Origin of the sequence: Alkalicoccus daliensis (assembly GCF_900103955.1) — a bacterium.
GTDB classification, from domain to species: domain Bacteria; phylum Bacillota; class Bacilli; order Bacillales; family Salisediminibacteriaceae; genus Alkalicoccus; species Alkalicoccus daliensis.
On record NZ_FNIL01000012.1, the window covers coordinates 20,223 to 45,993 of the forward strand.

At 44.3% G+C, this 25,771-nt stretch carries 24 protein-coding genes; 3 read left to right on the forward strand and 21 right to left on the reverse strand.

The features are described 5' to 3' along the window. Positions 1 to 12: 12 nt before the first annotated feature. Genes BLP92_RS14875 through BLP92_RS14890 form a run of 4 tightly spaced genes read right to left on the reverse strand, consistent with a single transcriptional unit; the run spans position 13 to position 4,047 of the window. Positions 13 to 1,203 (reverse strand): iron-containing alcohol dehydrogenase, encoded by a 1,191-nt coding sequence (locus tag BLP92_RS14875; RefSeq protein WP_090843747.1) that lies wholly within the window; start codon positions 1,201 to 1,203, stop codon positions 13 to 15. A 24-nt stretch (positions 1,204 to 1,227) separates the two neighbouring features. Beyond that, the gene (locus BLP92_RS14880; protein ID WP_090843748.1) at positions 1,228 to 1,998 is read right to left on the reverse strand and encodes an enoyl-CoA hydratase/isomerase family protein; all 771 of its coding nucleotides are present in this window, start codon (positions 1,996 to 1,998) and stop codon (positions 1,228 to 1,230) included. A 14-nt stretch (positions 1,999 to 2,012) separates the two neighbouring features. Beyond that, positions 2,013 to 2,873 carry a 3-hydroxyacyl-CoA dehydrogenase family protein gene (locus BLP92_RS14885; RefSeq protein WP_090843749.1) on the reverse strand — a complete coding sequence of 287 codons (861 nt, stop codon included), beginning with the start codon at positions 2,871 to 2,873 and terminating at the stop codon, positions 2,013 to 2,015. After that, entirely contained in the window at positions 2,866 to 4,047 is a 1,182-nt protein-coding gene (locus BLP92_RS14890) for a thiolase family protein (RefSeq protein ID WP_090843750.1), read from the reverse strand. The genes BLP92_RS14885 and BLP92_RS14890 overlap by 8 nt, the downstream gene beginning before the upstream one ends. A gap of 229 nt (positions 4,048 to 4,276) precedes the next feature. Here BLP92_RS14890 and BLP92_RS14895 point away from each other — a divergent pair, with 229 nt between their 5' ends. Next, positions 4,277 to 5,653, forward strand: coding sequence for a sigma-54 interaction domain-containing protein (locus BLP92_RS14895; RefSeq protein ID WP_090843751.1), 1,377 nt, complete (start codon positions 4,277 to 4,279; stop codon positions 5,651 to 5,653). Between the two features lie 399 nt (positions 5,654 to 6,052). Here BLP92_RS14895 and BLP92_RS14900 read toward each other — a convergent pair whose 3' ends face one another. The 15 genes from BLP92_RS14900 to BLP92_RS14975 all read right to left on the reverse strand — a co-directional run bounded on the left by BLP92_RS14900 (position 6,053) and on the right by BLP92_RS14975 (position 20,625). Next, positions 6,053 to 7,219: a flagellin N-terminal helical domain-containing protein gene (locus BLP92_RS14900; protein WP_090843752.1), complete on the reverse strand. Its 1,167-nt coding sequence runs from the start codon at positions 7,217 to 7,219 to the stop codon at positions 6,053 to 6,055. Between the two features lie 473 nt (positions 7,220 to 7,692). Then, a complete protein-coding gene (locus tag BLP92_RS14905) occupies positions 7,693 to 8,391 on the reverse strand; it encodes a helix-turn-helix transcriptional regulator (protein ID WP_090843753.1) in 699 nt (232 codons plus the stop codon). Between the two features lie 200 nt (positions 8,392 to 8,591). Beyond that, positions 8,592 to 8,822, reverse strand: a complete 231-nt coding sequence (csrA, locus tag BLP92_RS14910; protein ID WP_090843754.1) for a carbon storage regulator CsrA — start codon at positions 8,820 to 8,822, stop codon at positions 8,592 to 8,594. Beyond that, positions 8,823 to 9,266 (reverse strand): flagellar assembly protein FliW, encoded by a 444-nt coding sequence (fliW, locus tag BLP92_RS14915; protein ID WP_090843755.1) that lies wholly within the window; start codon positions 9,264 to 9,266, stop codon positions 8,823 to 8,825. It abuts the gene before it with no gap. Between the two features lie 416 nt (positions 9,267 to 9,682). Then, entirely contained in the window at positions 9,683 to 10,264 is a 582-nt protein-coding gene (locus BLP92_RS14920) for a DUF6470 family protein (RefSeq protein ID WP_090843756.1), read from the reverse strand. A gap of 23 nt (positions 10,265 to 10,287) precedes the next feature. Continuing rightward, positions 10,288 to 11,451 (reverse strand): flagellar hook-associated protein FlgL, encoded by a 1,164-nt coding sequence (flgL, locus tag BLP92_RS14925; RefSeq protein WP_090843757.1) that lies wholly within the window; start codon positions 11,449 to 11,451, stop codon positions 10,288 to 10,290. Positions 11,452 to 11,479: 28 nt separating this feature from the next. Further along, positions 11,480 to 13,129, reverse strand: a complete 1,650-nt coding sequence (gene flgK, locus BLP92_RS14930) for a flagellar hook-associated protein FlgK (protein ID WP_090843758.1) — start codon at positions 13,127 to 13,129, stop codon at positions 11,480 to 11,482. Between the two features lie 144 nt (positions 13,130 to 13,273). Next, on the reverse strand, positions 13,274 to 13,765 hold the full coding sequence (locus tag BLP92_RS14935) for a flagellar protein FlgN (RefSeq protein WP_090843759.1): 492 nt from the start codon (positions 13,763 to 13,765) through the stop codon (positions 13,274 to 13,276). Between the two features lie 15 nt (positions 13,766 to 13,780). Beyond that, the gene (flgM, locus tag BLP92_RS14940) at positions 13,781 to 14,038 is read right to left on the reverse strand and encodes a flagellar biosynthesis anti-sigma factor FlgM (protein WP_090843760.1); all 258 of its coding nucleotides are present in this window, start codon (positions 14,036 to 14,038) and stop codon (positions 13,781 to 13,783) included. A 593-nt stretch (positions 14,039 to 14,631) separates the two neighbouring features. Beyond that, positions 14,632 to 15,066: a TIGR03826 family flagellar region protein gene (locus tag BLP92_RS14945; protein ID WP_090843761.1), complete on the reverse strand. Its 435-nt coding sequence runs from the start codon at positions 15,064 to 15,066 to the stop codon at positions 14,632 to 14,634. Positions 15,067 to 15,140: 74 nt separating this feature from the next. After that, positions 15,141 to 15,620 (reverse strand): ComF family protein, encoded by a 480-nt coding sequence (locus BLP92_RS14950; RefSeq protein WP_139148968.1) that lies wholly within the window; start codon positions 15,618 to 15,620, stop codon positions 15,141 to 15,143. A gap of 219 nt (positions 15,621 to 15,839) precedes the next feature. Beyond that, positions 15,840 to 17,237, reverse strand: a complete 1,398-nt coding sequence (locus BLP92_RS14960; RefSeq protein WP_090843764.1) for an ATP-dependent helicase ComFA — start codon at positions 17,235 to 17,237, stop codon at positions 15,840 to 15,842. Positions 17,238 to 17,360: 123 nt separating this feature from the next. Beyond that, positions 17,361 to 18,206, reverse strand: a complete 846-nt coding sequence (locus BLP92_RS14965; protein ID WP_090843765.1) for a DegV family protein — start codon at positions 18,204 to 18,206, stop codon at positions 17,361 to 17,363. Between the two features lie 556 nt (positions 18,207 to 18,762). Then, positions 18,763 to 19,455: a response regulator gene (locus tag BLP92_RS14970; protein WP_244516880.1), complete on the reverse strand. Its 693-nt coding sequence runs from the start codon at positions 19,453 to 19,455 to the stop codon at positions 18,763 to 18,765. A gap of 24 nt (positions 19,456 to 19,479) precedes the next feature. Next, positions 19,480 to 20,625, reverse strand: coding sequence for a sensor histidine kinase (locus tag BLP92_RS14975; protein ID WP_342028399.1), 1,146 nt, complete (start codon positions 20,623 to 20,625; stop codon positions 19,480 to 19,482). 363 nt (positions 20,626 to 20,988) lie between these two features. Between BLP92_RS14975 and BLP92_RS14980 the strand changes: the two genes are divergently transcribed. Continuing rightward, positions 20,989 to 21,645 (forward strand): YigZ family protein, encoded by a 657-nt coding sequence (locus BLP92_RS14980; protein ID WP_090843767.1) that lies wholly within the window; start codon positions 20,989 to 20,991, stop codon positions 21,643 to 21,645. A 442-nt stretch (positions 21,646 to 22,087) separates the two neighbouring features. Here BLP92_RS14980 and BLP92_RS14985 read toward each other — a convergent pair whose 3' ends face one another. Then, positions 22,088 to 22,786 (reverse strand): C40 family peptidase, encoded by a 699-nt coding sequence (locus BLP92_RS14985; protein WP_090843768.1) that lies wholly within the window; start codon positions 22,784 to 22,786, stop codon positions 22,088 to 22,090. A gap of 504 nt (positions 22,787 to 23,290) precedes the next feature. On the opposite strand from BLP92_RS14985, the gene BLP92_RS14990 reads away from it, so the two are divergent. Then, positions 23,291 to 24,202, forward strand: a complete 912-nt coding sequence (locus BLP92_RS14990; protein WP_090843769.1) for an accessory Sec system S-layer assembly protein — start codon at positions 23,291 to 23,293, stop codon at positions 24,200 to 24,202. Between the two features lie 44 nt (positions 24,203 to 24,246). Here BLP92_RS14990 and BLP92_RS14995 read toward each other — a convergent pair whose 3' ends face one another. Continuing rightward, entirely contained in the window at positions 24,247 to 25,635 is a 1,389-nt protein-coding gene (locus BLP92_RS14995) for a CAP-associated domain-containing protein (protein ID WP_090843770.1), read from the reverse strand. Positions 25,636 to 25,771 lie beyond the last annotated feature (136 nt).

A 25,771-nucleotide genomic window follows, 5' to 3' on the forward strand; every position in this document is an offset into this window, starting at 1 on the left:
TCCTTTCTCTGCTTATGGGATATAGGACGTTTTCGGTGCTGCTTTCTCTGCGCCTTCCCAGGCACTCTTATATATAGAATAAATATCTTCTTTCGCAAGCGGATAAGGGCTTCTCTGCAGCAATCGCTGCTGCTCCATTGCATTTTCTGTCAGTCCCTTTAAGTCCTCCAGCTTTATACCGTAATGCTTGAGAGAGGCAGGAATATGAATTCTTCCAGTGAATTGTTTTAATAATGATAAATAATCGCTGGATGAATACTGTTTTTCTTCGGCAAAATAAGGATCAATCAGAGATGCTACTTTTTTCATTTTTTCGGGACAGCTTCCACTGATGTAGGAGATCACATACGGTAGTAAAACGGCATTGGACTCTCCGTGCGCCACTTGAAATTTACTTCCCAGTGGGTAAGCAAGCGCATGAACACCGGCCACACCGGCGTGAAAAAATGCCATTCCAGCAAGAAAGCTTCCTTCACTTAATGCTGCCCTTGCCTCCCGGTCATTTCCGTTTATTACTGCCGCTTCCAGTGATCCATGGATCAGTTCAATTGCTTTCAGCGCAAGTGCATCTGTTACAGTATTTGCCTGATTTGATAAGTATGCTTCAATTGCGTGTGTAATTGCATCCGCACCGGTAGCTCCTGTGATCGCGGGCGGCACTGACATTGTTAATGCCGGATCTACAAGTGCTACATCTGCCAGCATATGTTCATGTACAATGACATCCTTTGTCCCATCCAGCGACAATACAGAAATGTTGGTAACTTCACTGCCCGTACCTGAAGTAGTCGGTATTAAAATTTTAGGAAGTCCTTTATGCTTAATGCTCCGTTCTCCGCTTATGTTGAGATAATCTTTTACTTCTCCTTCGTGCGCTGATAAGACCGCTGCAATTTTTGCAATGTCCAGTATACTCCCTCCTCCCAGCCCGATCACGCAGTCCACACGCTGTTCTTTTGTGTAATCTACAATCGACTGGGCACATGCCAGAGATGGTTCTGCTTCTACATCGGAATAAATTTTCACTTCAAATTGTTTTTCCAGATGTTGAATTATTTCTTTAATTACATGTAATTCTTTTAAAATTTCATCTGTAATAATCAGTACTTTTGAAGCTTTCAGAGCATCCACTTCCTGATGGAGACTATCAGTAATGCTCCAGCCAAATTTCGAAACTGCAGGAAACTTAAGTTCATATGTCATTTTCTTCACCTTTTCTGCCTGTTTTTAATGTCCTTGGAAAACTGCCTTTCTTTTTTCAAGAAATGCCTCTATTCCTTCCTGCTTATCTTTCGTTTCAAACAAAACAGCCTGTGCCATTTTTTCTATTAACAATCCCTGTGCTCCCTCCCCCTGTTTCACAGCCAGTTTCGTTAACTCCGCGGCAAGAGGGCCTTTACTGGAGATTTTTTCAGTTAATTTCTTTACCCGGTCCTCTATGCTTTCCAGGGGATGAAGCTCACTTACGATTCCCCATTCCAGCGCTGTCTGTGCATTTACAATTTCACCGGTTAAACACAAATATAAGGCACGTCCTTCTCCAGCAACTTTGGTTAAGCGCTGGGTCCCTCCTGCTCCGGGAAGAATGGCGAGATTCAGCTCCGGAAACCCAAACTTCGCATTTTCTGCAGCAATCCGGATATCACAGGCAAGCGCTAATTCAAATCCTCCGCCAAGCGCATAGCCTTTTACTTTTGCAATGGTAGGCTTTCTGCACTGATAAATTGCTGTAAAAATTTCCTGCATACCACCCGGCTCCATCATTTCCTGCGATTTTTTATTTTTCAGTTCTTCAATGTCGGCTCCTGCAGCAAAAGCCTTTTCTCCTTCTCCCGAAATAACGATGCATTGCACATCTTCTCTCTTGTCACACTGCCTGACAGCATCTGCAATTTCTTCTGCCACTTTCAAGCTGAGAGCGTTCAATACTTCGGGACGGTGGATCGTAATATAGGCGGCAGTCTCTTTTATCTCACAGGTAACTTCCGATTGATTCATATGCATCCTCTTTTCTAATATTGATAAAAGCCTTCTCCACTTTTTTTGCCTAATTTACCTTCTTCATATTTCTGCACTAACGTTTTCTGCGGATAATCTTTTTCTTCACCGGTTTCTTCATATTTAATTTTTCTAATATGATAGTTCACATCGATGCCGGTGAGATCCATTAATTTAAAAGGCCCGATCGGATAATTTAATCCTTTCGTACACGCCAGGTCTATTTCTTCGATCGTTGCTATTCCTTCCTCCATTAAGTAGATCGCTTCATCGAATACTGCATTTAAAATCCGGTTGACTGTAAAACCGTAAATTTCCTTTTTAAGAAGTATGGGCGTTTTTCCGATATCTTCTGCAAATTTCATTGCTTTGGAAACTGTTTCTTCCGAAGTCTGCGGGTTCTTTACTACTTCTACCAGTTCCATTACCAGGGCCGGATTAAAAAAGTGGATGTTGCACACTTTCTCTGCTCTCGAAGTAGCATCCGCTAACTGGGAACTCACAATCGTAGAGCTGTTGGTAGCGAGTATCGCAGTGGCAGGTGCCGCCTTATCAAGTGCAGAAAATACTTTCCTTTTGATTTCTAAATTTTCTATCACGGCTTCTATTACCAGGTCCGCTTCCGCCACAGCTTCCTCCAGGTCTGTAGAGAAATTCAGCTTCTGAAAAGCTTTCTCTACTATTTCTTTAGGCATTCTTTTTTTCTCTACTTTTCGGTTAAGTATATTTTGCAGCTCTGCCTCGGCTTTTTTTAACTGTTCTTCTTTTATGTCATGCAGTGTGACTTCACATCCTCCTAAGGCAGCACTCATTGCAATCTGTGCTCCCATCGCTCCTGCACCGATAACACTTACCTTTTCAATATAGTTATTCATGCTTCTCCCCCTCCGGTCTCTTTAGAATCATTGCAATCCCCTGACCACCGCCGATACAGGCACTGACAATTGCCGTGCTTAAATTCTGCCTTTTTAATTCGTAAAGCACTTTGGTAATTAAGATAGCACCTGTCGCTGCAATTGGATGACCGTGTGCTATTGCGCCACCGGAAACATTCAGCATCTCCGGGGCTATCTTTAATTCACGCTGACAGGCGAGCACCTGAGCCGCAAAAGCTTCATTTATTTCTACCAGATCTATTTCCTCCAGCGTCATTTCTGCTTCCTCAAGCACTTTTTGAATCGCAGGCACCGGCCCGATGCCCATGTAATCGGGTGCTACTCCTACCACAGCCGTATGGATGATTTCACCTAAAACATCCAGATTTCTATTTTCTGCTTCTTTTTCAGACATTACTACGAGCGCCGCTGCCGCATCATTTAATCCAGAGGAAGAACCTGCCGTTACAGATCCTTCCTTTTTAAATACCGCCTTAAGATTATTTAACTGTTCTATGTTTATGTCGGGTCTCGGATGTTCATCGATTTGAAAATGGTTCACATTGCCTTTTCTATCTGTTACTGCAATTGGCAGGATCTGTTCCTTAAATCGTTCCTCTTCCATCGCTTTTTTCATTTTCTGCTGACTTTCATAAGCAAATTTGTCTTGTTCTTCTTTAGATATATGATATTTTTCTGCAAGATTTTCTGCAGTAAGCCCCATCGGCGTGTCGTTCCATTCTGGAGGTGTCAGCGCACGCGGCAGAAATTCCGGCGGCCTGGTATCGAAAGGTTTCGCTGACGGAGCAAGTAAATAGGGAGTGTGCGTCATACTTTCCGTTCCTCCTGCTACTGCAATTTTTCCGCTCGTCTGTACAAACTGCGCCGCGAGAAATACTGCATTGATTCCAGAACCGCACTGCCTGTCGATCGTAAGCCCCGGAGTGGTCTCCTCGAGCCCCGCGTGAAGTGCTGAAACTCTGGCAATGTTTCCATAGCTGGATAACGTATTTCCGAAAATAACATCTGCGACATCCTTATTTTCTATATTTACCCGGTTCAACGCTTCCCGGATGACGGATCCGCTGTATTCATAAGGCTGTTGCGAAGACAGGCTTCCTCCTTTTTTTGCGATAGCAGTTCTTACTGCAGATACGATTACGGGTTTATTCACCTGTATCGCTCCCTTCTTTTAAACTGTACTCTTAATATACGCAAGACCCGTGCCAACTTTTAAAAACGTGCACAGCGCCATTTCAATTTCGTCTGTGGTGTTTTTTTTAACCACTAAATATGGTATTTTAAATATAACAATCAAATTGATAGCGCTTACAAAGAGTTTTTCAGCTACGGTTATAAAAATAACCATGTGGTGTATTTAATAACCACGAGAAAGGAAAGCTATGAAAACACTTCTTTCGAAAGATTATATTAATATTCTCGAACTGCTGCAGGAAGGAATTTATGTTGTTGATGGTAAGGCGAACACGTTGATGGTGAATAAAGCTTATGAAAAGCTTTCGGGGTTAAATAGGGCTCAGCTGGTAGGAAGGAACATGAAGGACCTGGAAAAAGAAGGCTACATCAGCCGTTCAGTTTCCCTGTTGGTTTTCAAAGAACGTAAAATAGTTTCTCTCGTCCAGCAAATTAACGACCGGGTGGAAGCTTCGGTCACAGGACACCCTATTTGGAATGATAAAAACGAAATTGAAATGGTGATCACCACAATAAACGATGTTACGCAGTTGAATTCCGCTTCAAGAAAGCTGGAGAAAGCGCAGGGTATGCTTGAGCTGCAAAATAATGAATACGCTGTTACACAGAAAAACTTCGATCATCATTTAATTTTTAAAAGTAAAACTATGCGTGACCTTTACAGAATGATTGTACAGATAGCACCTTACCCTACCAGCGTCCTGATTACCGGCCCCACAGGAGCGGGTAAAGAAGTAGTTTCCAACGCGATTCAGGAATTAAGCCCATTAAAGGAAGGTCCTTTTATAAAAGTAAACTGCGGGGCCATACCCCATAGTTTAATGGAATCAGAGTTTTTCGGATATGAACCAGGTACATTTACCGGAGCAAAAAAAGAAGGGAAATTCGGTCTGCTGGAGCTGGCGCATGGAGGAACGCTGCTGCTTGATGAAATAGGAGAAATGCCGCTCGATATTCAAATAAAACTGCTCCGTGTCCTGCAGGAAAAACAGGTGCAGCGTCTCGGCAGCAGTGAAGCCAGGAAAGCTGATTTTCGATTAATATCTTCTACCAATAGAAATTTACCCAAGCTGATAGAAGAAAATAAATTCCGCGAAGATTTTTATTATCGGATTGCCGTAATTACGTTAGAAGTGCCTCCTCTGGCAGAAAGATTTGATGACGTAAATGAATTACTCCACACCTTTATGCGGCTCTTCTGTGAAAAGTACAAAATCCATAAACAGTTAACTGATAATGCATTTCAGGCACTGCTTCATTACCCTTGGCCGGGAAACGTAAGAGAACTAAAGAATACCATTGAAAATCTAGTTGTTTCCACTCCCGGGAAACGGATCGATATCACTGCGCTTCCCAGCCACTTCGTTTCCGTTCCATATGAAAATACTGACCTGAAAAACCGTGTCGGTCGCTATGAATCCCAACTTATTAAAGAAGCACTCCATCAGCACGGCTCCATCAGAAAAACAGCCAAAAGTTTAGGAATACACCATGCAACGCTCTTAAAAAAGATGCAGAACTACCAAATACATGCGGAAGACCACCAAAAAAGAGACTCCAGCTGAAGCTGGAGTCTCTAAATATGAAAAGAATATTAACCAAGAAGCTGAAGTACGCTTTGTGGCTGTTGGTTGGCCTGCACTGCCGCAATGTCTTTCGATCATTGGTTAGACTATATCTTCACCCTGCATTTTTGCAGGGGCTGGGCACTTCGAACAGCGGTAGCTGCCCTACGGATTTCATCATCGTAGCTCTCACCTTAGATGGTTTATCCTAGTCGTTGAACCTTCTCCACACTTTCGCGACAGGAGCTTGGCTGCTGATTATCCATCTATCCTCGTCATTTTCAAACCTTGACGTCTGCTGTTTCCAGCTCCGCTGTGGTTGACCAGGCTTTAGGAAGTTCCAGCAATTCACCCAGTGGTCCTCTTACCCGTTACCGGATAAGACGCCCGTGTCAATCATTATCCCAGTAGCTGTAACACCGACTGAGGCGCCTGATTGGCTTGAGCTAACATAGACTGAGACGCCTGAGAAAGGATGTTCGCACGAGTCATCTCCATCATTTCTGCAGCCATATCTACGTCACGGATACGAGATTCCGCAGCGGATAGGTTTTCAGAAGAGTTGTCCAGGTTAGAGATAGTATGCTCTAAACGATTTTGAGTAGCTCCTAGATTAGAACGTTCGGCTGAAACTGTTTCAATAGCATCATTGATAGCAGAGAGAGCAGCTCCTGCACCAGCTGCAGTTGTTAAATCCACGTTATCAACATGAAGAGCTGAAGAACTCATGTCATTAATACCTACATTAATCGTTTGAGAAGAATTTGCTCCGATTTGGAATGAAAGTGCATTGCTTCCACCTTCAGCTACAGCTTCTCTGGTAGTAACTGTAGCTTCTTGTCCTACTAGAGCACTTCCTGCTTCTGCGTTATCAGTACCATTAAATGCAAATGTAATGCCATTATGTTCGAAGTCTTCTTCGTCATGAGCAACAGTAACTGTATCAGAATTACCGTTGGAATCAGTAATATTAACTTGATACGACTCAACACTACCATCTTCCTCACTAACGGTTAAGCCTTCTACTTTCACATTGTAAGTTCCATTGACGATATCTTCAGTATCCGCTGTAATTGACATTTCACCGAAAGCTTGAGAATCATTATTATTTACTTTAATGGATTCATCGGAAAACTTCGCAGACCCAATATCTCCATTTAAAAGGTTTTGTGTATTAAATTCAGTCGTATCAGAAATACGATCTAGTTCAGAAGTTAACTGATTAACTTCTTTTTGAATTTCATTTCTATCTGATTCAGTATTAGTATCATTCGCTGACTGAACTGCAAGTTCACGCATACGCTGTAAGATAGAATGTGATTCATCTAAAGCACCTTCTGCAGTCTGGATTAAAGAAATACCATCCTGGGCGTTACGACTAGCCTGATCAAGACCATTGATCTGTGCACGCATTTTCACGGAAATTGCTAAACCTGCCGCATCATCACCTGCACGGTTGATACGAAGTCCAGAAGAGAGTTTCTCCATAGAGTTTTGCATTGCATTTTGGTTTTGTCCTAGCTGACGATGCGTGTTCATTGCAGAAATATTGTTGTTAATAATCATAATAAAATATCCTCCTTGATATTTGCTTCCTGTCACATCCTTGTGATGGAAGTTTGTGTATTTAGACATACGTAGTAACTGTCGGCCGCCAGTACTTTGTGTGCCTTCCTCACTAATATCGGAGGGCGAAATAAAATGTTTAGGGATTTAGGATTATTTATTTAAAAATATTTTGATAAAGATTTGTTTAAACTTATAATTGTTAATTGAAAAGTTGAGAGAATGCTTAGCACAGGGATAAAACACCTGAAGAAATGCGTAATTTTCTAAAAATCTCCATCCAGAAAGTGGAATTGAAGATCAACTATATAAATTATGGCTAACCGAAGCTGACCTGAACAACTTGATAACTCTCCAAAAATGAAACAACCGACACTCCATTCACAATGAAATGCAATAACTCTTTAATATCAAACAAAAAAATACACCAGAGTATTTTCACTCCAGTGTATTTTTATTCCCTGCGTTGTTTATTATCTGACTGCATCCACCCAGCCGTTTCGGATAATTCTTACCATCGCGTCTGTGCGGTCATTTGCTTCAAGCTTCTTCAGCAGGTGGCTGATCACAGTACTTACTGTAGATGGTGCAAGATACATCAGCTCTGCAATTTTTCGGTTATTGTGTCCGTCTAAAATGTGCTGTAGCACGGTCCGCTCGTTTTTTGTAAGCCGGTACTGTACCTCTTCTTCCCTCAAAATCAAGCGTTTAATCGGACGGTCGCGCAGCTTCTGTTCATGCAGATGCTTTACCAGTTCGGAATGGAGCCCTTGCTCAAGGAATACACCGAATTCGTCGATTGCCTTCAGCACGTTTGCGCCGTGCTTATACAAGCTATGTAAAGAAAGGATTCCGGATAGTTTTTGAGAAAGGTACGGGATAAAAGAAACATTTGGACGCCCTACGGTAACCACCAGTACGCGTGCATCTTTCGCACGGTGCAGGATGCTTTCCACCCATTTTAATACTTCCGTGGAGGTGTTTTCCACTAATAAAAATATGTTTCTCATATTTTCTACAGTGCAGGTGATGTCCTGCTCGATCATGACTCGCTTTGCAGCAAGCGTTTCCAGAAGACGCTTTTCGGACGTCTGGGATAGATAATGATCGTAATCTATAACAAGTACTTGATCATTTACAATGGTTTGTGGGACAGAGTAATTTTCGATCATGGGTAAGGATCCTCCCTTGGTTAATCAGTTCTATGTTAACACTACACGCTTAGAAATAAAGCGACAAGATTCGATAGGCATGATTTTTTCACAATTTTAATAATTAAATGATTAATATCAAGACTTAATACCTATATTTTTTGTTTGTTTCATCCATTTTATTCTTTTATTTGCTACTTTATTATAATTTATTTCCTATTTTAACTGCCGGAGATTCCATTCGACAAATTTTTCAGTATATCAAGATTTGCGTCAGATGCATTCGTGTTTTCTTCTTGTATCGCTAAATATATTTCTTTTCGGTGAATATCGACATTTTTTGGTGCATCGATTCCCAGCTTCACCTGGTCTCCTTCAATGCTGATCACGGTAAGCTCCATATCATCGCCAATTTTAATTGACTGATTTACTTTCCTGGAAAGGACGAGCATTTATTTCCCCTCCTTCACCAGTACCGGCAGTGCGTGCCGTGTCGTGTACTCAGTTTCATTCAGGATAATCTGCTTTCCCAGCTTTTTCACATGATTCATTACAATCGGTCCGCGCAGATTTGCAGATGATTCTTCCCACGTGTCTTTAAGAGTCAGTATAACAAAAAGAGAGACGTCTGTTTCTTCTGCAATTTCCATCGCTTCCACCGTCTGGTCGGAGAGCTTTGCTGCATAGTCCGGGAAAAACTGAAATGGATTCATGAGCACGAAAGCAAGCGCAGGCGTTTCTATCGACTGCAGTATGTAAAACGGTCCGGGTGCATCAGAAAATGGCAGCAGCACAAAAAGCTTTTCCTCTTCAAAGCTCGGAATGCCCTGCGGAAACTTAATGATCTCTGATTCCTCTATAATTAATTCGCCGCTGTATTTTGTATGGATATTCAAAAATAATCCCTCCAAGGGTTAACTCTATATAGTTTAACCTAAAATATGTGATCTGTGTCACTAAAATTTCAAAAGTAACTTACTTTCTACTGGAAATATATTGATATACTTTATTTTCTGTAAATCAATTTCACTATACAGTTTTACCTGCTGCGAAAGAGCACGATAAAAAATATGCTGAATATAAAAAGGGAATGAAGTGATGGCCACCGGTTTAAGGGCAGTTTAAAGAGCCGATTTGGCAATGGATAAGCCTGTTCAGAAGAAGACAGATCGGAAATCCTTTCTCTTTTATTCATCCTTCACTGTCTACATGTGATTTTTACGGTTATGAAAACATTATAAAGAAAGCATTCACATTTGAAAAGGTGAAGTTTTACCTGCAGTTTAACCCCGCAGCAAGTTCTCTGCGAGGTTTAAAGCTGCCGGTTGATACTGCTGCCGGCAACAGAAAATTGTATTTGATTTTTCTGCGCAAGATAGGTATTGATTTCCCAGCGCGGGATATCGGATACCGGCTGATGCTTCTGCACATCAATTTCCACTGCCGGCCAGTCAAAATGAATCGACAGCTCCGCAGGAACATGGCTGATCCGTACTTTGTCCATGCCTGTCGGGATGTTTCTCAGGTCAAACTGGCGCTCCGGCTGCAGGCCGCGTCCTTCGGCAAGCCGGGGAATTACCTCTCCTGGATTTTCAATACGCTTCATCTGCTCGCCGTCCCGGGCCACCTTCGCCACGTATTCCATCACGTTCTGGTTTGCCTTGTCGGCGAACTCTTCATTTCTGCGGAGGATATTTTTCACGTCTGCATCCGCAAATGCTGCGGACTGATCAATGTGAATTTCCGCATCTGTCGTCTGCATGGACAGATTATTATGCAGATCCTGATGAATTTTCATATCGGCACTTCGCTGCTGAATCGACATCTGCGGCTTATGTGACTGCATCCCAATCTTTGCATTCGTCTGGCTTATTTGAATTTTCGGCAGATCCATGCGCCGATCACCCGCTTTCTACATTAGCGGAGGAAGTCCATTAACGATGGCTGCATAATGCGGGAAGAGGAAGCAAGTGCTGCCCGGTGTACATTTTCCTGCGACATCAGCTGTGTAATAACTTCTTCCATGTTTGCGTCTTCGTTATTTGACATGATCCGCTTTGCGATAACTTCCTGCTCCTGCACGCGGCGGTCCATCATTTCCACCCGGTTCACTCTCGCACCAAGCTCCGCCCGCTCATTCACTGCATTATTTACGTGCGTATCTATCACTTCCAGCATTCCTGTCAGTTCTTTTGTCTGTGTCAGTGGATCGTTCAGTGCATTTTCCAGAGCTTTTAAATCACCGAACAGCTGGTTGTTAAACACATTCTGCGGCGAAATACTTACCCCTACCTTTACACCTTTCAGCAGTTCTATTTCGACATTGCGCCCGTTATTTGATACAGCGGTCCTTTCAGAAATCACTGCCTGTGTTTCCGAAAGGTTTTCTGTCCGGCGGACTGTTTCGCCGTCCATGTTCTGTTCATCATACCGGTAAGCAGCTCCGGTTACCGTCCCGCCCTCCATCGTGTACTCGATGGAACTTCCGTTCGGGTTGCTGAATACTGCAGTCCCGCCTTCGTTGCTCTGCAGCTGATACATCCTGCCGCGGAAAGAAACTTCCAGCGGGAACTCCTCCACCGCTCCTTCAAATTCACCCAGCTGATTCTGCAGGACTGTATAGCCTACATCCATCCCTGCGTTGTTTACCGGAGCATTTGTGGTGTTCGTACCGTTAAAAATAAACTTGTTATTATTTTTTGTATTCGCAAGCGATTCCAGATGCTCCCGCAGCTGCGCTACTTCCTTGGCAATGTTTGCGCGTTGACCGGCTTCATAGGAATCGTTCGACGCCTGTACCGTAAGTTCTCTGATCCGGTGCAGGGCCTGCGTTGTCTGATCAAGCGCGGAATCGGCAGAATCCATCCAGTTATACGCCTCGGAAAGGTTCCGCTTAAACTGCTCTGTCTCCGTGACCTGCGTGCGGTAGCGGATGCCGTTCATTGCTACCACGGGATCCTGGGAGGCCCGGGAGATCTTTTTTCCTGTGGAAAGCTGGTCCTGGGATTTTTTCAACTGTTCATAGCTGTTGCTTAAGTGAGATAACGAATTCATCGTAATCATCGATTGCGTCACGCGCATCGGTGCCACCTGCTTTCTTTAATTAAGCTTATAATCCGACTCTGCCCATTCTGTTGATAATACGATCAAGCAGATCGTCCATATTCGTTAAGCTTCTTGCAGCTGCGTTATACGCATGCTGAAACTGAATCATCATCGCCATTTCTTCATCCAGCGATACGCTGCTTACAGAGTGGCGTCTTTCTTCCACCGCGCCGCGGAGGGAAGCTGTATTTCTTTCCATACGTGCCGCTTCATTGGCGTCCACAGCCATTTCCCCGATGACCGCCTGGTAGTAGCTCTGCACATTTGTATTATTTCCATTAAAGTTCAGCGCAGCATCCTTCACTCCTGCGAGTGCCAGTGCACCGGAACCATCTCCGGCAAAAGCCACGCCATTTTCTGCAGTAGCTGCCGCAATATTATCCAGGCTTGCTTTAATGCTGTCGGAAATACCGAAGTTTCTTGCTGCGCCGACAAGATGCTCGCCTTCCGCCAGATCACCAAATGCAGTATTTCCACCAGTAGAAAAGAAATCTATATTTAACGTTTCATTATTCTTAATTTCTGTTAAGCTGTGATTCGCATTGTGCACCGCATTGAACTGCTTCGCGAAACTGGAAACTAAAATGTCCAGCTCCCGCAGCATATCCGGGAAGATTCCTGTAATGTCCCCCGGAGCTGCCGTGCCGCCTGCTTCAATCGGTGCTTCTCCATTGTAGTAGCCATAGGCTTCTGCAGTTCCCAACAGAGAGCCTGGAGAATTAAATTCGGATATTCTTACGCTTTGTTGTTCTCCAGCTGCGTTCGTGAAAGATATAGAATACAGCGGATCAAGCAGTTCGCCGCTTTCAGAAGCACTGTAATTCAAGCTGACCTGGGTGGCAGTTAAATTACTGCCGTTGACGAGAACGACATTCTCTCCATTCACCTGCAGTGGACTACCGTTTTTATCGAGTGCGGTAATCGTATATTTCCCGTCCGCCATATCCTTTGCCATTCCGCCGCTCGGCACACGGTCCACGCGGATATTCATAAAGCTAGACAGTTCATCAACGAGCGTATCCCGCTGATCGTATAAATCATTCGGCAGGTAGCCGTGCGGCTCCACCGAAGCGATCTGTTTATTCAGGCTGTCGATCTGCCGCAGAATAGAGTTCATGGAAGTCTGCTTTACGCCGAGTTCATTCTGGTAATCCTTTTGAATTGCCTGAATCGAAGCGTAGCTAGTGTTAATTGTTTCTGCTAGTGCAATTCCACGCTGGCGCACCACCGAACGGGCACCTGCATCCTCCGGATTCACTGACAGATCCTGCATGGACTGCCAGAACCGGTCCATTGTCTGTGCGATCCCATCAGCCGTCGGCTCGTTCATGATGTCTTCCATTTTCGTCAACGCATCAAGACGGGAATTCCAGTAGCCGTTTTTATGATTTTCCTGACGGAACTGAATATCCAGAAATGATTCCCGTACGCGCTGTATTTCTCCGGCTTTCACGCCGGTGCCCATCTGCCCGGGGATTCCCGGCTGGTTAAAACCAGGTCGCGGAAAAGCCTCCGTCTGCGTGAAATTCACGCGCTGGCGCGAATAGCCCTTCGTATTCGCATTGGCAATATTATGGCCTACTGTCTGAAGTGCCTGCTGATTCGTATGCAGCGCTCGTTTTGCGGTTTCTAATCCGCTGAATGTTGAAAGCATATATTGTTCTTCCTTCCTGGACGGGATTCTTTCGGGTCATTTATGTAATCGTTTATTTATTTCTATATTAAAAAAGGCTATTAGAAGCGGTTTCCTTCTAATAGCCTTGCGGAGAGCGCAGCCATTAATAAGTAACTTCTACTTTCAGGCTTTTGAATCAAATAAAGAGCGCCCCTGCTCGTCATCCTCGCCGCTCTCCCCTTTTCCGGAATAGCTCGCGAAATTTTTCTGCGGCTGCACTGCGTCTAAGGACAGGTTTACAAACCGCAGCGAATCTTCCAGCAGCTGCCGGTTGAGTTCATTCTGCTCCTGCAGCTGTTCCACTTCAGCAATTAATGCTTCCTGCAGTTCGCGGAACATTTCCTGTTCTTCCTGGGAAAAGGCAGGAGAAATCTGTTCCATTGTCGCATCCTCTGCGACAACCCCCTGCTCCTTCAGCCAGCTGCGCACGGTAATCCTGCGCGCATTTTCCAGCTTGGACAGCTGGGTGACGAGCGGCATTTCATCTTTCATCAGCTGATCAAGTGCAGGAATATCACCTTTTTTTACGATTTCTTCTTTTAACAGCGCCTGTTCATTCAGCCGTTTATGCACTACAATGAGTGCCTGAAAAATCTTTTTTAAATCCTCGGTCATGTCCTGCACCCCGCTTTAGCTGTTCCAGAAGTCGTACATTTTACGCGCGACATCCTGAGAATTCACCTGATATTTATCGTTCTCTACCTGTTCCTTTAATTCCTGGACACGTTCATTCCGTGCGGCCTGAAACTCCTGGGACTTGGCCATTTCCTGTGCTGCTTTGGAAATCTCAATGCGATCTGACTTCTGTGGCTGCTGCGTTTCTTTGCTGCGCTGTGTTTCCTGGCTGCGATTATAAGCGTTTAATGAATGCATCGGATTGATTTTCATCGGTTCCGCACCTCCTTTAGTTCCTTTGTTTCCTCCATGATAGCAAAAAATCCGCTCTCGTGCTCCTAATCTATATATCGGCAGTGCTGAAAAAATGTTAAGGGGGCAGAAGAAAAAATTCGTTTTTTAGCATCCAGCGCGAGTCGGGCGGGCTAAATTAAGACTCTTCTCCTTCTACTTTACTGCCGGGCTCCTTAATTTACTGCAACCCTTCTATACTTTACTCCGATCTCTTTATACTTTACTGCAATCCCTCTATATTTTACTTCACCCCCTCTATGCTTTATCCACTTCCTTCTATCAATTAACTTCCACCTGACTTCAACCAGCTTCCATTAATGCGCCACGTTCTATCCGGCGGCGCCCGCTAATTTATCCCTTTTCCCTTCTACTTTACTGCCGGGCTCCTTAATTTACTGCAATCCCTCTATACTTTACTCCGATCTCTTTATACTTTACTGCAATCCCTCTATATTTTACTTCACCCCCTCTATGCTTTACTTCAACCCCTCTATGCTTTACTTCAACCCCTCTATACTCCACTTCTCCTCCAGAAAAAAACACCAGCGAAAGAATCCGCCGGTGCCTGAAGCCTATCTTCTTCTATTCACGCGGTCATCCATTGAATGATACGTGGTGACCCGTCCTTTTTCTTCTGCTTCTTTCCGTTTTGCAAAGGCTCTTTCGCTTTCGTGCTGCTCCAGTCCGCTTTGAATGTTCCCCTTGCAGGCATCGCACAGCCGCCCTTCCTTAATGTCTTCTCCACAGGATTCACATGGATAGGAAAGATTCGGAAACTGGGAGACGAGAATCCGTCCCTCCCGGATAAACTGGAAAATTTGTTCTTTCGGTACTTCTGTCGCTTCCACGACTTCATTAATATCAGCTCTGCGATTATCACGTTTTCGGATAAATCGGTATACTGCATCAAATTGAGTTTCTACTTCCCGCGCACATTTTTCACAAACACTGCGCAGCGCTTTTACAAAAACGCCTCCGCATTTCGGGCAGTTTGCTAGCTCTGCCATAGTAACATCCCCTTCTTTCTCTTCGGCTTACTGTTACTATCGACAAATTTCGTTTTACTTTGAAGAGGACCTTTCTATTTTTTCTGCACTGCCCGTGCTGCCGTCACGCCGCAGACCGCAGAAGCTCCCGCTTCCCACAGCGGAGCCGCAGCGGCGTAAAGTGTTGCCCCCGTTGTATAAATATCGTCCAAGAGTAATATTTTCTTTCCTTGCACTTCTATTCCTTTCTTTAACGAAAAAGCACCGCTGGCATTTTCCTCCCGTGCCCCCGGACGTGATTTACTCTGCTTTTTTGAGGCTTTTGTTTTTTCCAGTATCTCTGCTGTCTGAAAGCTTTCGGCAAGCAGCTCTGCCTGATTAAACCCGCGTTCAAATAAACGGTCCGGATGCAGCGGTATCGGTACGATCAGGTCCGCACGTTTATGTACCTGAAAAGCAAGCTTCCGCAGATCTGCACAAAAAATTTCTGCCAGTGCCGCATCGCCGCGGTATTTAAAAGCCGCAAGCACCTCCTGCAGAAATGGCGTATATGGATAAAGAGAGCGCTGTATCACTACCGGTCCCGCCGCTTCCCGCGTGCTGCAGTCCCCGCATACAGGGGATGCCTCCGGCTGGCCGCAGAAAGCACAGCATCCCTTTAACGGCAGACGTTCCAGCTGACTTCTGCATAAGGAGCAGAGCGGAAGTTTCCGTTTCAGCAGCAGGGTGCTCCAGGAAGCCGGCTCTATTATTTGTTCCTGGCAATATAAGCAGTACTCTTTTGGATACAGCAGCTACCTCCCCTCCCTGTTCAGCGTACGGATCGTCCGTACCGCCCGGTTCATTTCTGTCGTTTTTCCGTAATGAAAAAACGCAACTTCTCCGTCAGGGTATCGGCTGCTTCTCCCGGCACGGCCGGCAATTTGAATCAGTGCCGTATTCGTGAAAATCGGCGCCTCCGCACCGAGCACCCCCACCTGCACATTTTCTATTGTAATACCGCGTTCGAGAATCGTGGTGGTTACCAGTACATCTACTTTCTTTTCCCGAAAAGCCTGGACCCGTTCAGACCGCTCCTCTTCTGCAGAATGCACCGTATCCACCCGGAAGTCCGCTTCCCATGAAAGAAGTGCTTGTTTCACTTCCTCCAGCTGCGTGATTTCAGGAACAAACAGGAGGATCTGTTTTTTCGCATGCCGCCGCAGGAATTGTTTTAGTGCTGCAGGCAGATATCCCTGCTGCAGCCTTTTCTTCCAGTTCCCGCACCAAATCATCCTCGGGAGCGGCAGATCAAAATTATGATAGCGTCTCGCGACTACCGCTGCAGGGAGCTGCTTATGCTTTACGAGTTTCTGCTGCTTCAGGGAAGGTGTCGCCGTCACGAGCACCGTAAATCCCTTCTCTTTCTGGGCTTTTTTGGCAGCGTATTTCAGCTTTTCGTCTACCGTATAAGGAAAAGCGTCCACTTCATCAATGATCAACACTTCAAATGCATCCCGGAAACGAAGCAGCTGATGTGTCGTAGCTACCGCGATGTCCGCATACTGAAACTTTTCCTCCGCCCCTTTACCTCCGTAAAACCCTGCAACTGCAGCTTTGGGAAAAGCTTTTCTCAGCCGGGGCTCCAGCTCCTGCACTACGTCCCGTCTCGGAGTGGCGATCATAACAGGCTTTTCATCAAGCAGCACCTGTGCAATCAGCGGAAAAAGCATTTCTGTTTTCCCTGCGCCGCAAACTGCCCACAAAAGCATTTCCTTATCTTTTCCTTCTTTATAAGCCGCAACTAATTGTTTTGCTGCTCCGGACTGCCGGGCAGAAAGTTCCCCCTCCCAGTGCATCCCGGCTGCTGTTTTTGCCGGCTTTCTCCGGGGTCCGCCCGCAAGCATATACAGCCTGCTGCAGCTCATCATTCTTCCCATCACAAAGCAGTTTCTGCAGTAGCTGCATGCTTTTCCGCAGCGGCCGCATTTTTTTACCAGCCCGAAGTGTTCATTATTGCCGCAGCGCTCGCATTGCAGAGGCTGTGTGGTGAGTGCCGGCATACTCTTCACTTCTCCTGCAGCTTCCAACACTGCCAGTACTTTTTTCACCTGCATATAACGGCCTGTTTCCTGTTCCGGCACTGCCGTAACCAGCTCATCCAGCAGCAGTCTCCGGTACTGCAGCATCGTAAGTATTTGATTTTCAAGCATAAAAAAGCCTCCTCAATAATTTGTATTGGGAGGGTTCTGTGTATTCATATAAGGACTATCTGTATGATAAAAGCAGCTGATGACGCTCCGCGAACCCCGTGCCATCAGCTCATAGGTACCGTATTAGGCTTTCATCCATCCGATGCCGAGACTTCCCGGACCGAGATGTGCTCCGATAACCGGGCCGAAATAGCTCAGATAAATCGTTGCATCCGGATACTTTTCCTCAAGTTCCTGCTTGATTTTTTCCGCCTTCTCCTCACAGTTTCCGTGAATGACTGCGATACTTACCCCTTTTCCGGAATCGAGATCTTCTTCCAGCAGCGATTTTATTTTTGCGACTGCCTTCTTTTCCGTACGCACTTTTTCATATGGAACGATCATCTTATTTTCAAAATGAAGCACCGGTTTGATCTGCAGCATGCTGCCGATAAAGAGCTGTGCCCCGTTCAATCTGCCGCCGCGGTGCAGATGAGATAAGTCGTCTGCCATAAAATACGCGCGCGTCGACTGCTTTAATGCTTCCAGCCGCTCCAGAATTTCTTTGGAGGAAGCTTTATTTTTCACCATCTTCGCTGCTTCCAGCGCATAAAATCCCTGAATCAGGCAGCTCGTTTCTGTATCAAACACATGTATCGGGAGGTCTTCATACATATGTGCAGCAGATACCGCTGTCTGATACGTCCCGCTGATGCCGCTGGAAAGCGTAATGACGATGATTTCATCAAAGTCACTGCCCAGGTCGCGAAAAGTTTCTTCAAACAGGCCGATACTTGGCTGTGAAGTTGTCGGGAGCTGTTCCTGCTGCTGCATTTTATAATAAAAGTCTTCAAATGTAATATCAATCTCTTCTTTGTAGGTTTCTTCACCGAATACCACGTTCAAAGGGATCATACAAATATCTTGCTGCTTCCGCAGGTCCTCTGGAATGTATGAGGTACTGTCAGTTACGATTGCTATTTTGCTCATAGTATTCTCCTTTACCATCCGTATGGCCAACTGATGCCTTCTTCTTATAGTATCAATTCCCTAATAGGGTGTCTATCCTTTCCCATAGATTCCCTGCGAATTAAATTTTTCCTCCTCTTGCTGCGATGTTGGAAAAATATTTTATTATTTGCTGCTTCACTTTCGGCGAAGGCTTGCTCGAGGGTTTCAGCTCCGCTGAACTTCTATCCTCATATATTAAACAGAGGCTTACCCAAGGGCTTAGGCATTGATAAGGTCCTCGTATTCTGTCATCAGCAGCAGTTATCTGTACACGATGGCGTATTATCTGCTTTTAGCAGCGGGTATTCTGTTATTAGTGTGTGTACCTGTTACTAAAAGGGAGGGATCTGATTTTAACAACGCAGTTTCCCTATGTATCTGTCATTAGCAGCTTCGAATCTGTTATTAGTAAATAAGTACTTCCCCTGCCCTCTTTTATCAGTCAGCAAGATACCCACAAAATAGCAACTTATAATGTCGTGCAGAAAGAAAAAAGGCTGCCCCTATAAAGAAGGACAGCCGCTGCTTTCAGCTATTAATTTACTTTTACCCAGCCGTTTTTAATCGCGTCTACAACTGCCTGGGTACGGTCATTCATGCTCATTTTCTGCAGAATGTTACTTACGTGGTTTTTCACTGTTTTTTCACTGATATACAGCGCTTCACCAATCGCCCGGTTGCTCTTTCCGTCTGTCATCAGCTGCAGTACTTCACACTCGCGGCGTGTAAGCAGGTGCAGCGGACGGCGGTATTCCACTTCACGGAAGCCGACTTCTGTTTCGCCGCCTCCATCAGTTGCCAGGCGCCGGTATTCCTTGATCAGGTTGTAAGTGACCTTCGGGTGAATGTAAGCTCCGCCTTCTCCTACGACCTTCACAGCTTCAATCAGTGCTTCTGTATCCATCTCTTTTAAAAGATAGCCGGAAGCGCCGGTTTTCAGCACGTGTGTCACGTAGGATTCATCATCATGTATGGAAAGGATCAGCACTTTTACATTTGGAAAAGTTTCCACCAGTGCTTTCGTCGCTTCCATTCCGTTTACTTCCGGCATGTTAATGTCCATCAGGACTACATCCGGCTGATTTTGACGGACAAGATCAATTACTTCGCTTCCATCATTTCCTTCCGCAACTACATCGAAATTGTCCTCCATTGAAAGAATCCGTTTTACTCCTTCGCGGAAAAGCTGATGGTCGTCTATAAGAACAATGCGCAATGGGTTTTCCATATTATATTCCTCCTGCATTTTTTATCATTTATCAGCATCGATCGGAATTTGAACGATGATGAGTGTACCTCTGCCCGGCTTCGAATCAATATTGATTTTGCCATCGAGCATATTAATACGTTCTTTCATTCCTATCAGTCCGAAACTGCCTTCTTTTTTCTGGGTCATGTCAAAGCCTTTTCCATCATCTTTGATCACTGCGGTAATAAGATCCTGCTTTACATCAATTTTCACTTGGATCAGGGAGGCATCTGCGTGTTTGACTGCGTTGTTTACGGCTTCTTGTACAAATCGAAAAATAGCGACCTCCATCTCCGAGGGATAGCGGATCTCTCTGCCCATCTTGCGCAGTTCTATGATAATGCCGGTCCTTTCTTCCACGTTTTTTAAATATTTCCCCAAAGTGGGAAGAAGACCAAGATCATCGAGTGCCATCGGGCGGAGATCATATATAATACGTCGCACTTCGGCGAGAGAGTCTTTGACCATTTCTTTCATATCACGGATTTCTATGCGGGCCTGTTCAATACCCTGTTTGTCGAGCACCCTTTCCACGATTTCAGAACGAAGCGCCACATTTGCCATCATCTGGGCAGGACCGTCATGAATTTCCCGGGAAAGCCGTTTACGTTCTTCTTCCTGTGCTTTTATAATCTGCAGACCAAATTCCTGCATCTGCTCTGCATTTTCGAGCATTTCCGAAACCTGCTTTAAATCACCGGTGAGGTAGTTTATTACGACATTAATCTGGTTGATCAACTTGTCTGCGCGCTCCATTGTTCCCTGAAGCTTGACTAAGCGGCGCTCAATCTGATCCCGCCTGTTACGCAGCTGCTTTTCTTCCTGCTGCAGGACGGCCAGCTGAACCTGAAACTCGTTCGCCTGTTCATAAGCATCCCTTACCTCTTTGTCTGTATAGCTGTCAAAGTGTTTACTGACTTCGGAAAGCCTGTTTCTGGCAAAACGGGAATTCAGCCGGACTCTTTCAGATTTGTCGATTGCCCTTACTACCTGTTCCTTGATGATTTCCAGCTCGTCTTTTAAGCCTTCGTACTCCTGCCGTGAATCTTCACCGATATCGAAAATCTGTTCTTTGCTTTTCCCTACAGTTTCCATCATACCGGCTAAAATTTGATCAAGTGATTCCAGGGAGCTCATTGTACCACTCACTTTCTCCACCATAAACAACTAGTCCGCAAGCCTCTTTTTTCAAGTATAGGGACCTAAATAGTTTATGAGGGTAAATCCGCATGTTACACTATTACAATAGTATGACATTATTACGCTTACATTAAATCAGTGGAAAAATAATCCATAAAATAAATATGAAGCCTTTTTCCTATTTTCTCTTATAATGACGTAATGGTCAAGCGAGAAGTTATTTTTGAGAAAACCTCGTATTGATAGTATCTCATTAATCATCATACCCTAAAATAAGTCTTTATTATCCACTTTACACAACTTTTATATATTTTTTTACAATCCAACTTAAGGTCTAAATATTAAGTAATTTTTCATAAAAGGAGACTTTCGATGCTTACATCCTATTTTACGGTCCAAACTTCTGGAAATTCCGAAACTGTCATTCAAAAGTCACGCTTTCTTGCATACGTGAAACGAGTGACAACGGAAGAAGAAGCGCAGGCCTTTATTGAAGAAATTAAGAAAAAACACTGGGATGCTTCCCACAACTGCTCTGCTTATTTAATCGGCGAAAATGATTTAATTCAAAAAGCAAATGACGACGGCGAACCTTCCGGAACAGCAGGGGTTCCGATGCTGGAAGTACTGAAAAAAAGAAACCTGAAAGATACGTGCGTAGTAGTAACCCGGTACTTCGGCGGCATTAAACTGGGAGGCGGCGGGCTTATCCGCGCATACAGCGCTGCCTGTTCTGCCGGCATTAATGCAACCGGCGTCGTGGAAAGAAAATTAAGTACGGTATGTTCCGCTGTGTTTGATTACACACTGCTTGGAAAAATAGAAAACGAAGTTCGTTCCTCGAGCTTTTTATTAAAAGAAATTACGTATGAAGAGAAAGTGACGCTCACCTGTTATGTACAGGCCGGTGAAGAAGAAAGTTTCGAAAACTGGATTGCGGATCTATCCAGCGGCCAGGCGGAAACTGCCCGCCTCGGTGTGGAGTATCTCGAAACAGAAGTAAAGCTGACAGGAAAAGAACGCGAATAGTTTCAGATGAAAGAGCCTGATTTATGCAGGCTCTTTTTTTATGTGAAAATGCGTTTCATGAAATTCATTTTCTGCCTGTGGTTTTAGCGATGATTGGAAAGATCATAATAAAGAAGGTGTGCGGACTCGTGCGAGGTGCCGGGGGAAAGTGGCCGTTTACTCTCATTTAAAATGATTTACTGTGCACTAACTGGCAGTTACTCATTTTTCACAGGGGTTTACTCTCAAATGGGCTGCTTACTCTTACGCAAAACTTCTTTACTCATTTTTCTAAAGCCATATTTTCCTTTATTCATCATTTCAGCTCCATTTACTCTCATGAAAAAACCTGCTGCTGCACCGCCCTCCATCCAGAAGCTCCTGCATAAGCCCGCTGCCTGCAAAAATAAGGCATCACGCCTGCACTCCCACACAGACATGATGCCTTTCTTCTATATTATTCTTACAGTCTTTTCGCTCCCATATAATTGCTGCTCCAGTAAGGATTGCTCATGTTGGAAATTGTTACACCGGTAGAAGAACCTGAGTGTACAAACTGGTTGTTTCCTACATAAATCCCAGCGTGGGATGGACCTGTACGAGTTTCAAAGAATACAAGGTCTCCTACAGATGGGCTGGATACATGAGATCCTGCGTTCCACATTTGAGAAACGGTACGCGGAATGCTCTGTCCGTTCTGCGCGAATGCGTACTGAATAAATCCGCTGCAGTCAAATCCTGCTGGGGAAGTGCCTCCCCATACATACGGGCTTCCAGTCAGGCTCTTCGCCGTAGATACAACGCCGCTGGAATTGCTGGATGTGCTCACTCCTGCTACTGCAGAAGATGTATTGGATGAAGTGCTAGTACCTCCAGAAGAAATTCCAAGAGATCCAAGTGTTGCTGGTCCTGCTACGCCAAAGAAGTTTCCTGCCGGGCTGGAAATACCGTTGGAACGCTGGTAATCCTGTACTGCTTTTAATGTAAGTGGACCAAATACGCCATCTACATTCGAAGAGCTGTTATACCCTTCACTTGCAAGTGTTTCCTGAAGCTGTTCTACGTCATTCCCGCGGTCTCCCATGCTTACGGATGCTTCTGATACTGTTGGTGCTGCTAGTAATGCTCCTGCTAATGCGACACTCATAACAAATTTCTTCATAATATAATCTCCCACTTTCTTATATTTTTTATATTTTTTGTTCTTTTCTTGGCTTTTATTTAATTTTTTATTTAGTTTTTGTTTGCTGCAGGTTTCATACTACATAAAAACGGGTATTAAAAAAACCTATTTTAGAAAATGTAATTGAACTTAAATCACATTGTCATTACTGTGTAATATTCTGTTGGTTTTATGGAATAAATTTGTTTAGAACGGTGCATTAAGTAGCATTAACTTTATATGTACTGCTACTTTCCTCTATATACACCTCGTTATTCTATATCCTTTATTGTTAAAATCTTTTTAGAAATTCCCTCCCTCTTTTTAATAAAATTGTTTTTTTATAATAATACTTTCATATTTCCCCTCCCGTGTTTCCTTTCTAAATCTTCTGAAACTGACGATTACACAAAATCACATACATGCTATACTGGAAAATGTACGTTTTATACCTGCTGCAACATGAGAATTGAAATTGATCATATACAACTGGAGGTTATATGCATGTCTTTCTTTCCAAACAGTAATAATGAAGAAATTACCTTGGACGGCCGGGAAACAATTATCTCCTCGAGAAAAGCCAGCCAGTCTGAAGAAGAAAATACAGAGAAAATAAATACGGAATTATCTTTTCACCCCGACTGGGACGTTTCCACTGAAGATGAAAAAGTTTTTCAGAGCCTTCATGAGCAGCTGTCTCCATTAAAACCACATCAGCTCTCTATCGTCGGAATCCAAAAAAGCACCGAGGAAGAAAATCACGTATTTACAGCTTTCATCCGTCATACACTTGAAAAGCAGGCTACCTTTAAAGAAACAACGGTAGAACTTTTAGGAGAAGATGATAAACTTCTCGGCAGAAAAACATTTAATCTGGCAGAAATCGGATCTATTCCGGAAAATATGTGCCGTCCCTGGACGTTTGAGTATTCTGTGAAGGATTTATTTACAGAGGACCTTCCTGAGACGGGCTGGAAGCTCAGATTTAAAAGAAAGCAGCCGGATCACCAGCACGAACTGGCATTAACGAAATCCTGGAACAAGCGCCTGACATCTGAAAACAAACGTCAGCTGCGCAGAATTGTCCGGGAAATGACTCCGCCAAAGCCGGGAGAAATTAATTTCAAAGGCCTGAAAGCGACGTATTTAAAAGAAAGAGATGAACTGCACATTTCACTTCTTATCCGGAATGGCAGCGACAAAAGTATTAACCTGGAAAAACTGCCTTTAATTGTAGAGGACGCAAGCGGGGAGATTGTTGCAAGAGGCGGCTTTACGCTTACTCCCAAGCTGCAGGTAAAAGCGCATACCAGTACACCCTGGAATTTTGTATTCCCATCTTCCATGATAATGAAAAAAGATCCGGACCTTTCCCGATGGAAAGCGTATCCGCCGCGCAAGAAAAAGAAAGACTGACCAAATAGAAAGCAGCCTGCTGAAAATCAGCAGGCTGCTTTTTGTTAAGGCGTATAATACTTTTGCGTATAGAACGGTCTGTCCCCTTCGGAAAAGACGACGCCAATTCCAAGTTCATCATAAGAAGGGTTTAATATATTTTCTCTATGCCCAAGGGAATTCATGAGCCCCTGCTCTGCGAATACAGCACTCGCCTGTCCGGAAGCAAGATTTTCCCCTGCCCGGGAATAGGTAAGTCCCGCTTCATTCATTCGATCGAATGGGGATAACCCTTCCGGTGACTCGTGAGAAAAGTAATTTCTTTCTGCCATATCCTCACTGTGCGCCTTGGCAACCTCGGCAACTTCCCCATTCCAGGCAAGCGGCTCCAGGTCATGCTTTACACGATCCGCATTCACAAGATCGAACATCTGCATTTCTGCGTCTGCCGCGAGATCTTCAGACCCCGGACCGTAAAAGCCCATTAAATTATGCTCTGTGTCCGTTTCAATCAGCTCTGCCGCTGTGACTGAGTGCTCCTCGTGAATATCGTAAAACACTGTTAAATAGCCTTCTTCAAGTTGAAATAAATCGAATTCATCACTTTGGTTCTGTGTATACTGAGTGTTCCCTTTCGTGATATGCTGCTCCGGTTCTCCTAAAGTATTCCTTATCTCGTCCCGGTCCAGCGCAGAAAGACTGCTGTCTTCCATTTTCCATTCATTATTCGTATACAGAGCAACTACTTCTTCATTTTCTATTCCTGCCATGCGATAATTTTCATATTCATCATGATAGGCATGCCAGGAAAATCCATAGTGGCTCATGGTAATGCGTTCCGCTTCGCCCCAGGTGTCTTCTAATTCTCCCTGAGAATCACCGATCGCAATTCCATCTACCTGGACTTTTCCAGAAAGCTCACGCAGCTCCTCTTCTTCCGGAACTTCCTCCGCTTCCTGTTTCTCTTCCTCCGGCTGCATGAAAACAGTAATCTCTTTTCTGCCTTCTTCAATTACAGCAGAATTTTCTTCAAGATCCCAAGTAATTTCAGAACCATATGCAGTGGCAATTAAATTTAATGGTACATATACTGTATCTTCAATTCTTTCCACCGCTTCTTCCAGCGGATAAAATTCCCCATTAATGTTCACTTCTGTATCATTCACTTCAAATTGAAGTAAATCTCCTTCACGGTCTGCCGTGTATATTTCTGAATCTTCGTTCCAGGTAATGTCTGCCTCCAGCTCCTGAAATGTTTCTTCAAATGGAACCATAGGCGTGTCATTTATTAATCGTCCTTCATTAATTGTTACTTCTTCAGAGCTCATCGTCGTTGTTATTTCAGGATCCTTTTCTCTTACTTCACTGATATCCTCAAACGGAAATAACCAGATAAAAGCAATGACTCCTGCGAAGAAAAATACAGAAAAGCCGGGACTTCTTTTATTTCTCATTTACGGTAATCCACCTCCGATTTCCATCTGCTTAATTTAAATTTATCACAGTCTGGATCAGCAGTTTTATATAATGCTTAGTTTCAGAATAAATCATTTGATCCATCTGGAAAGCACCTTTTGAGAATTTCACACA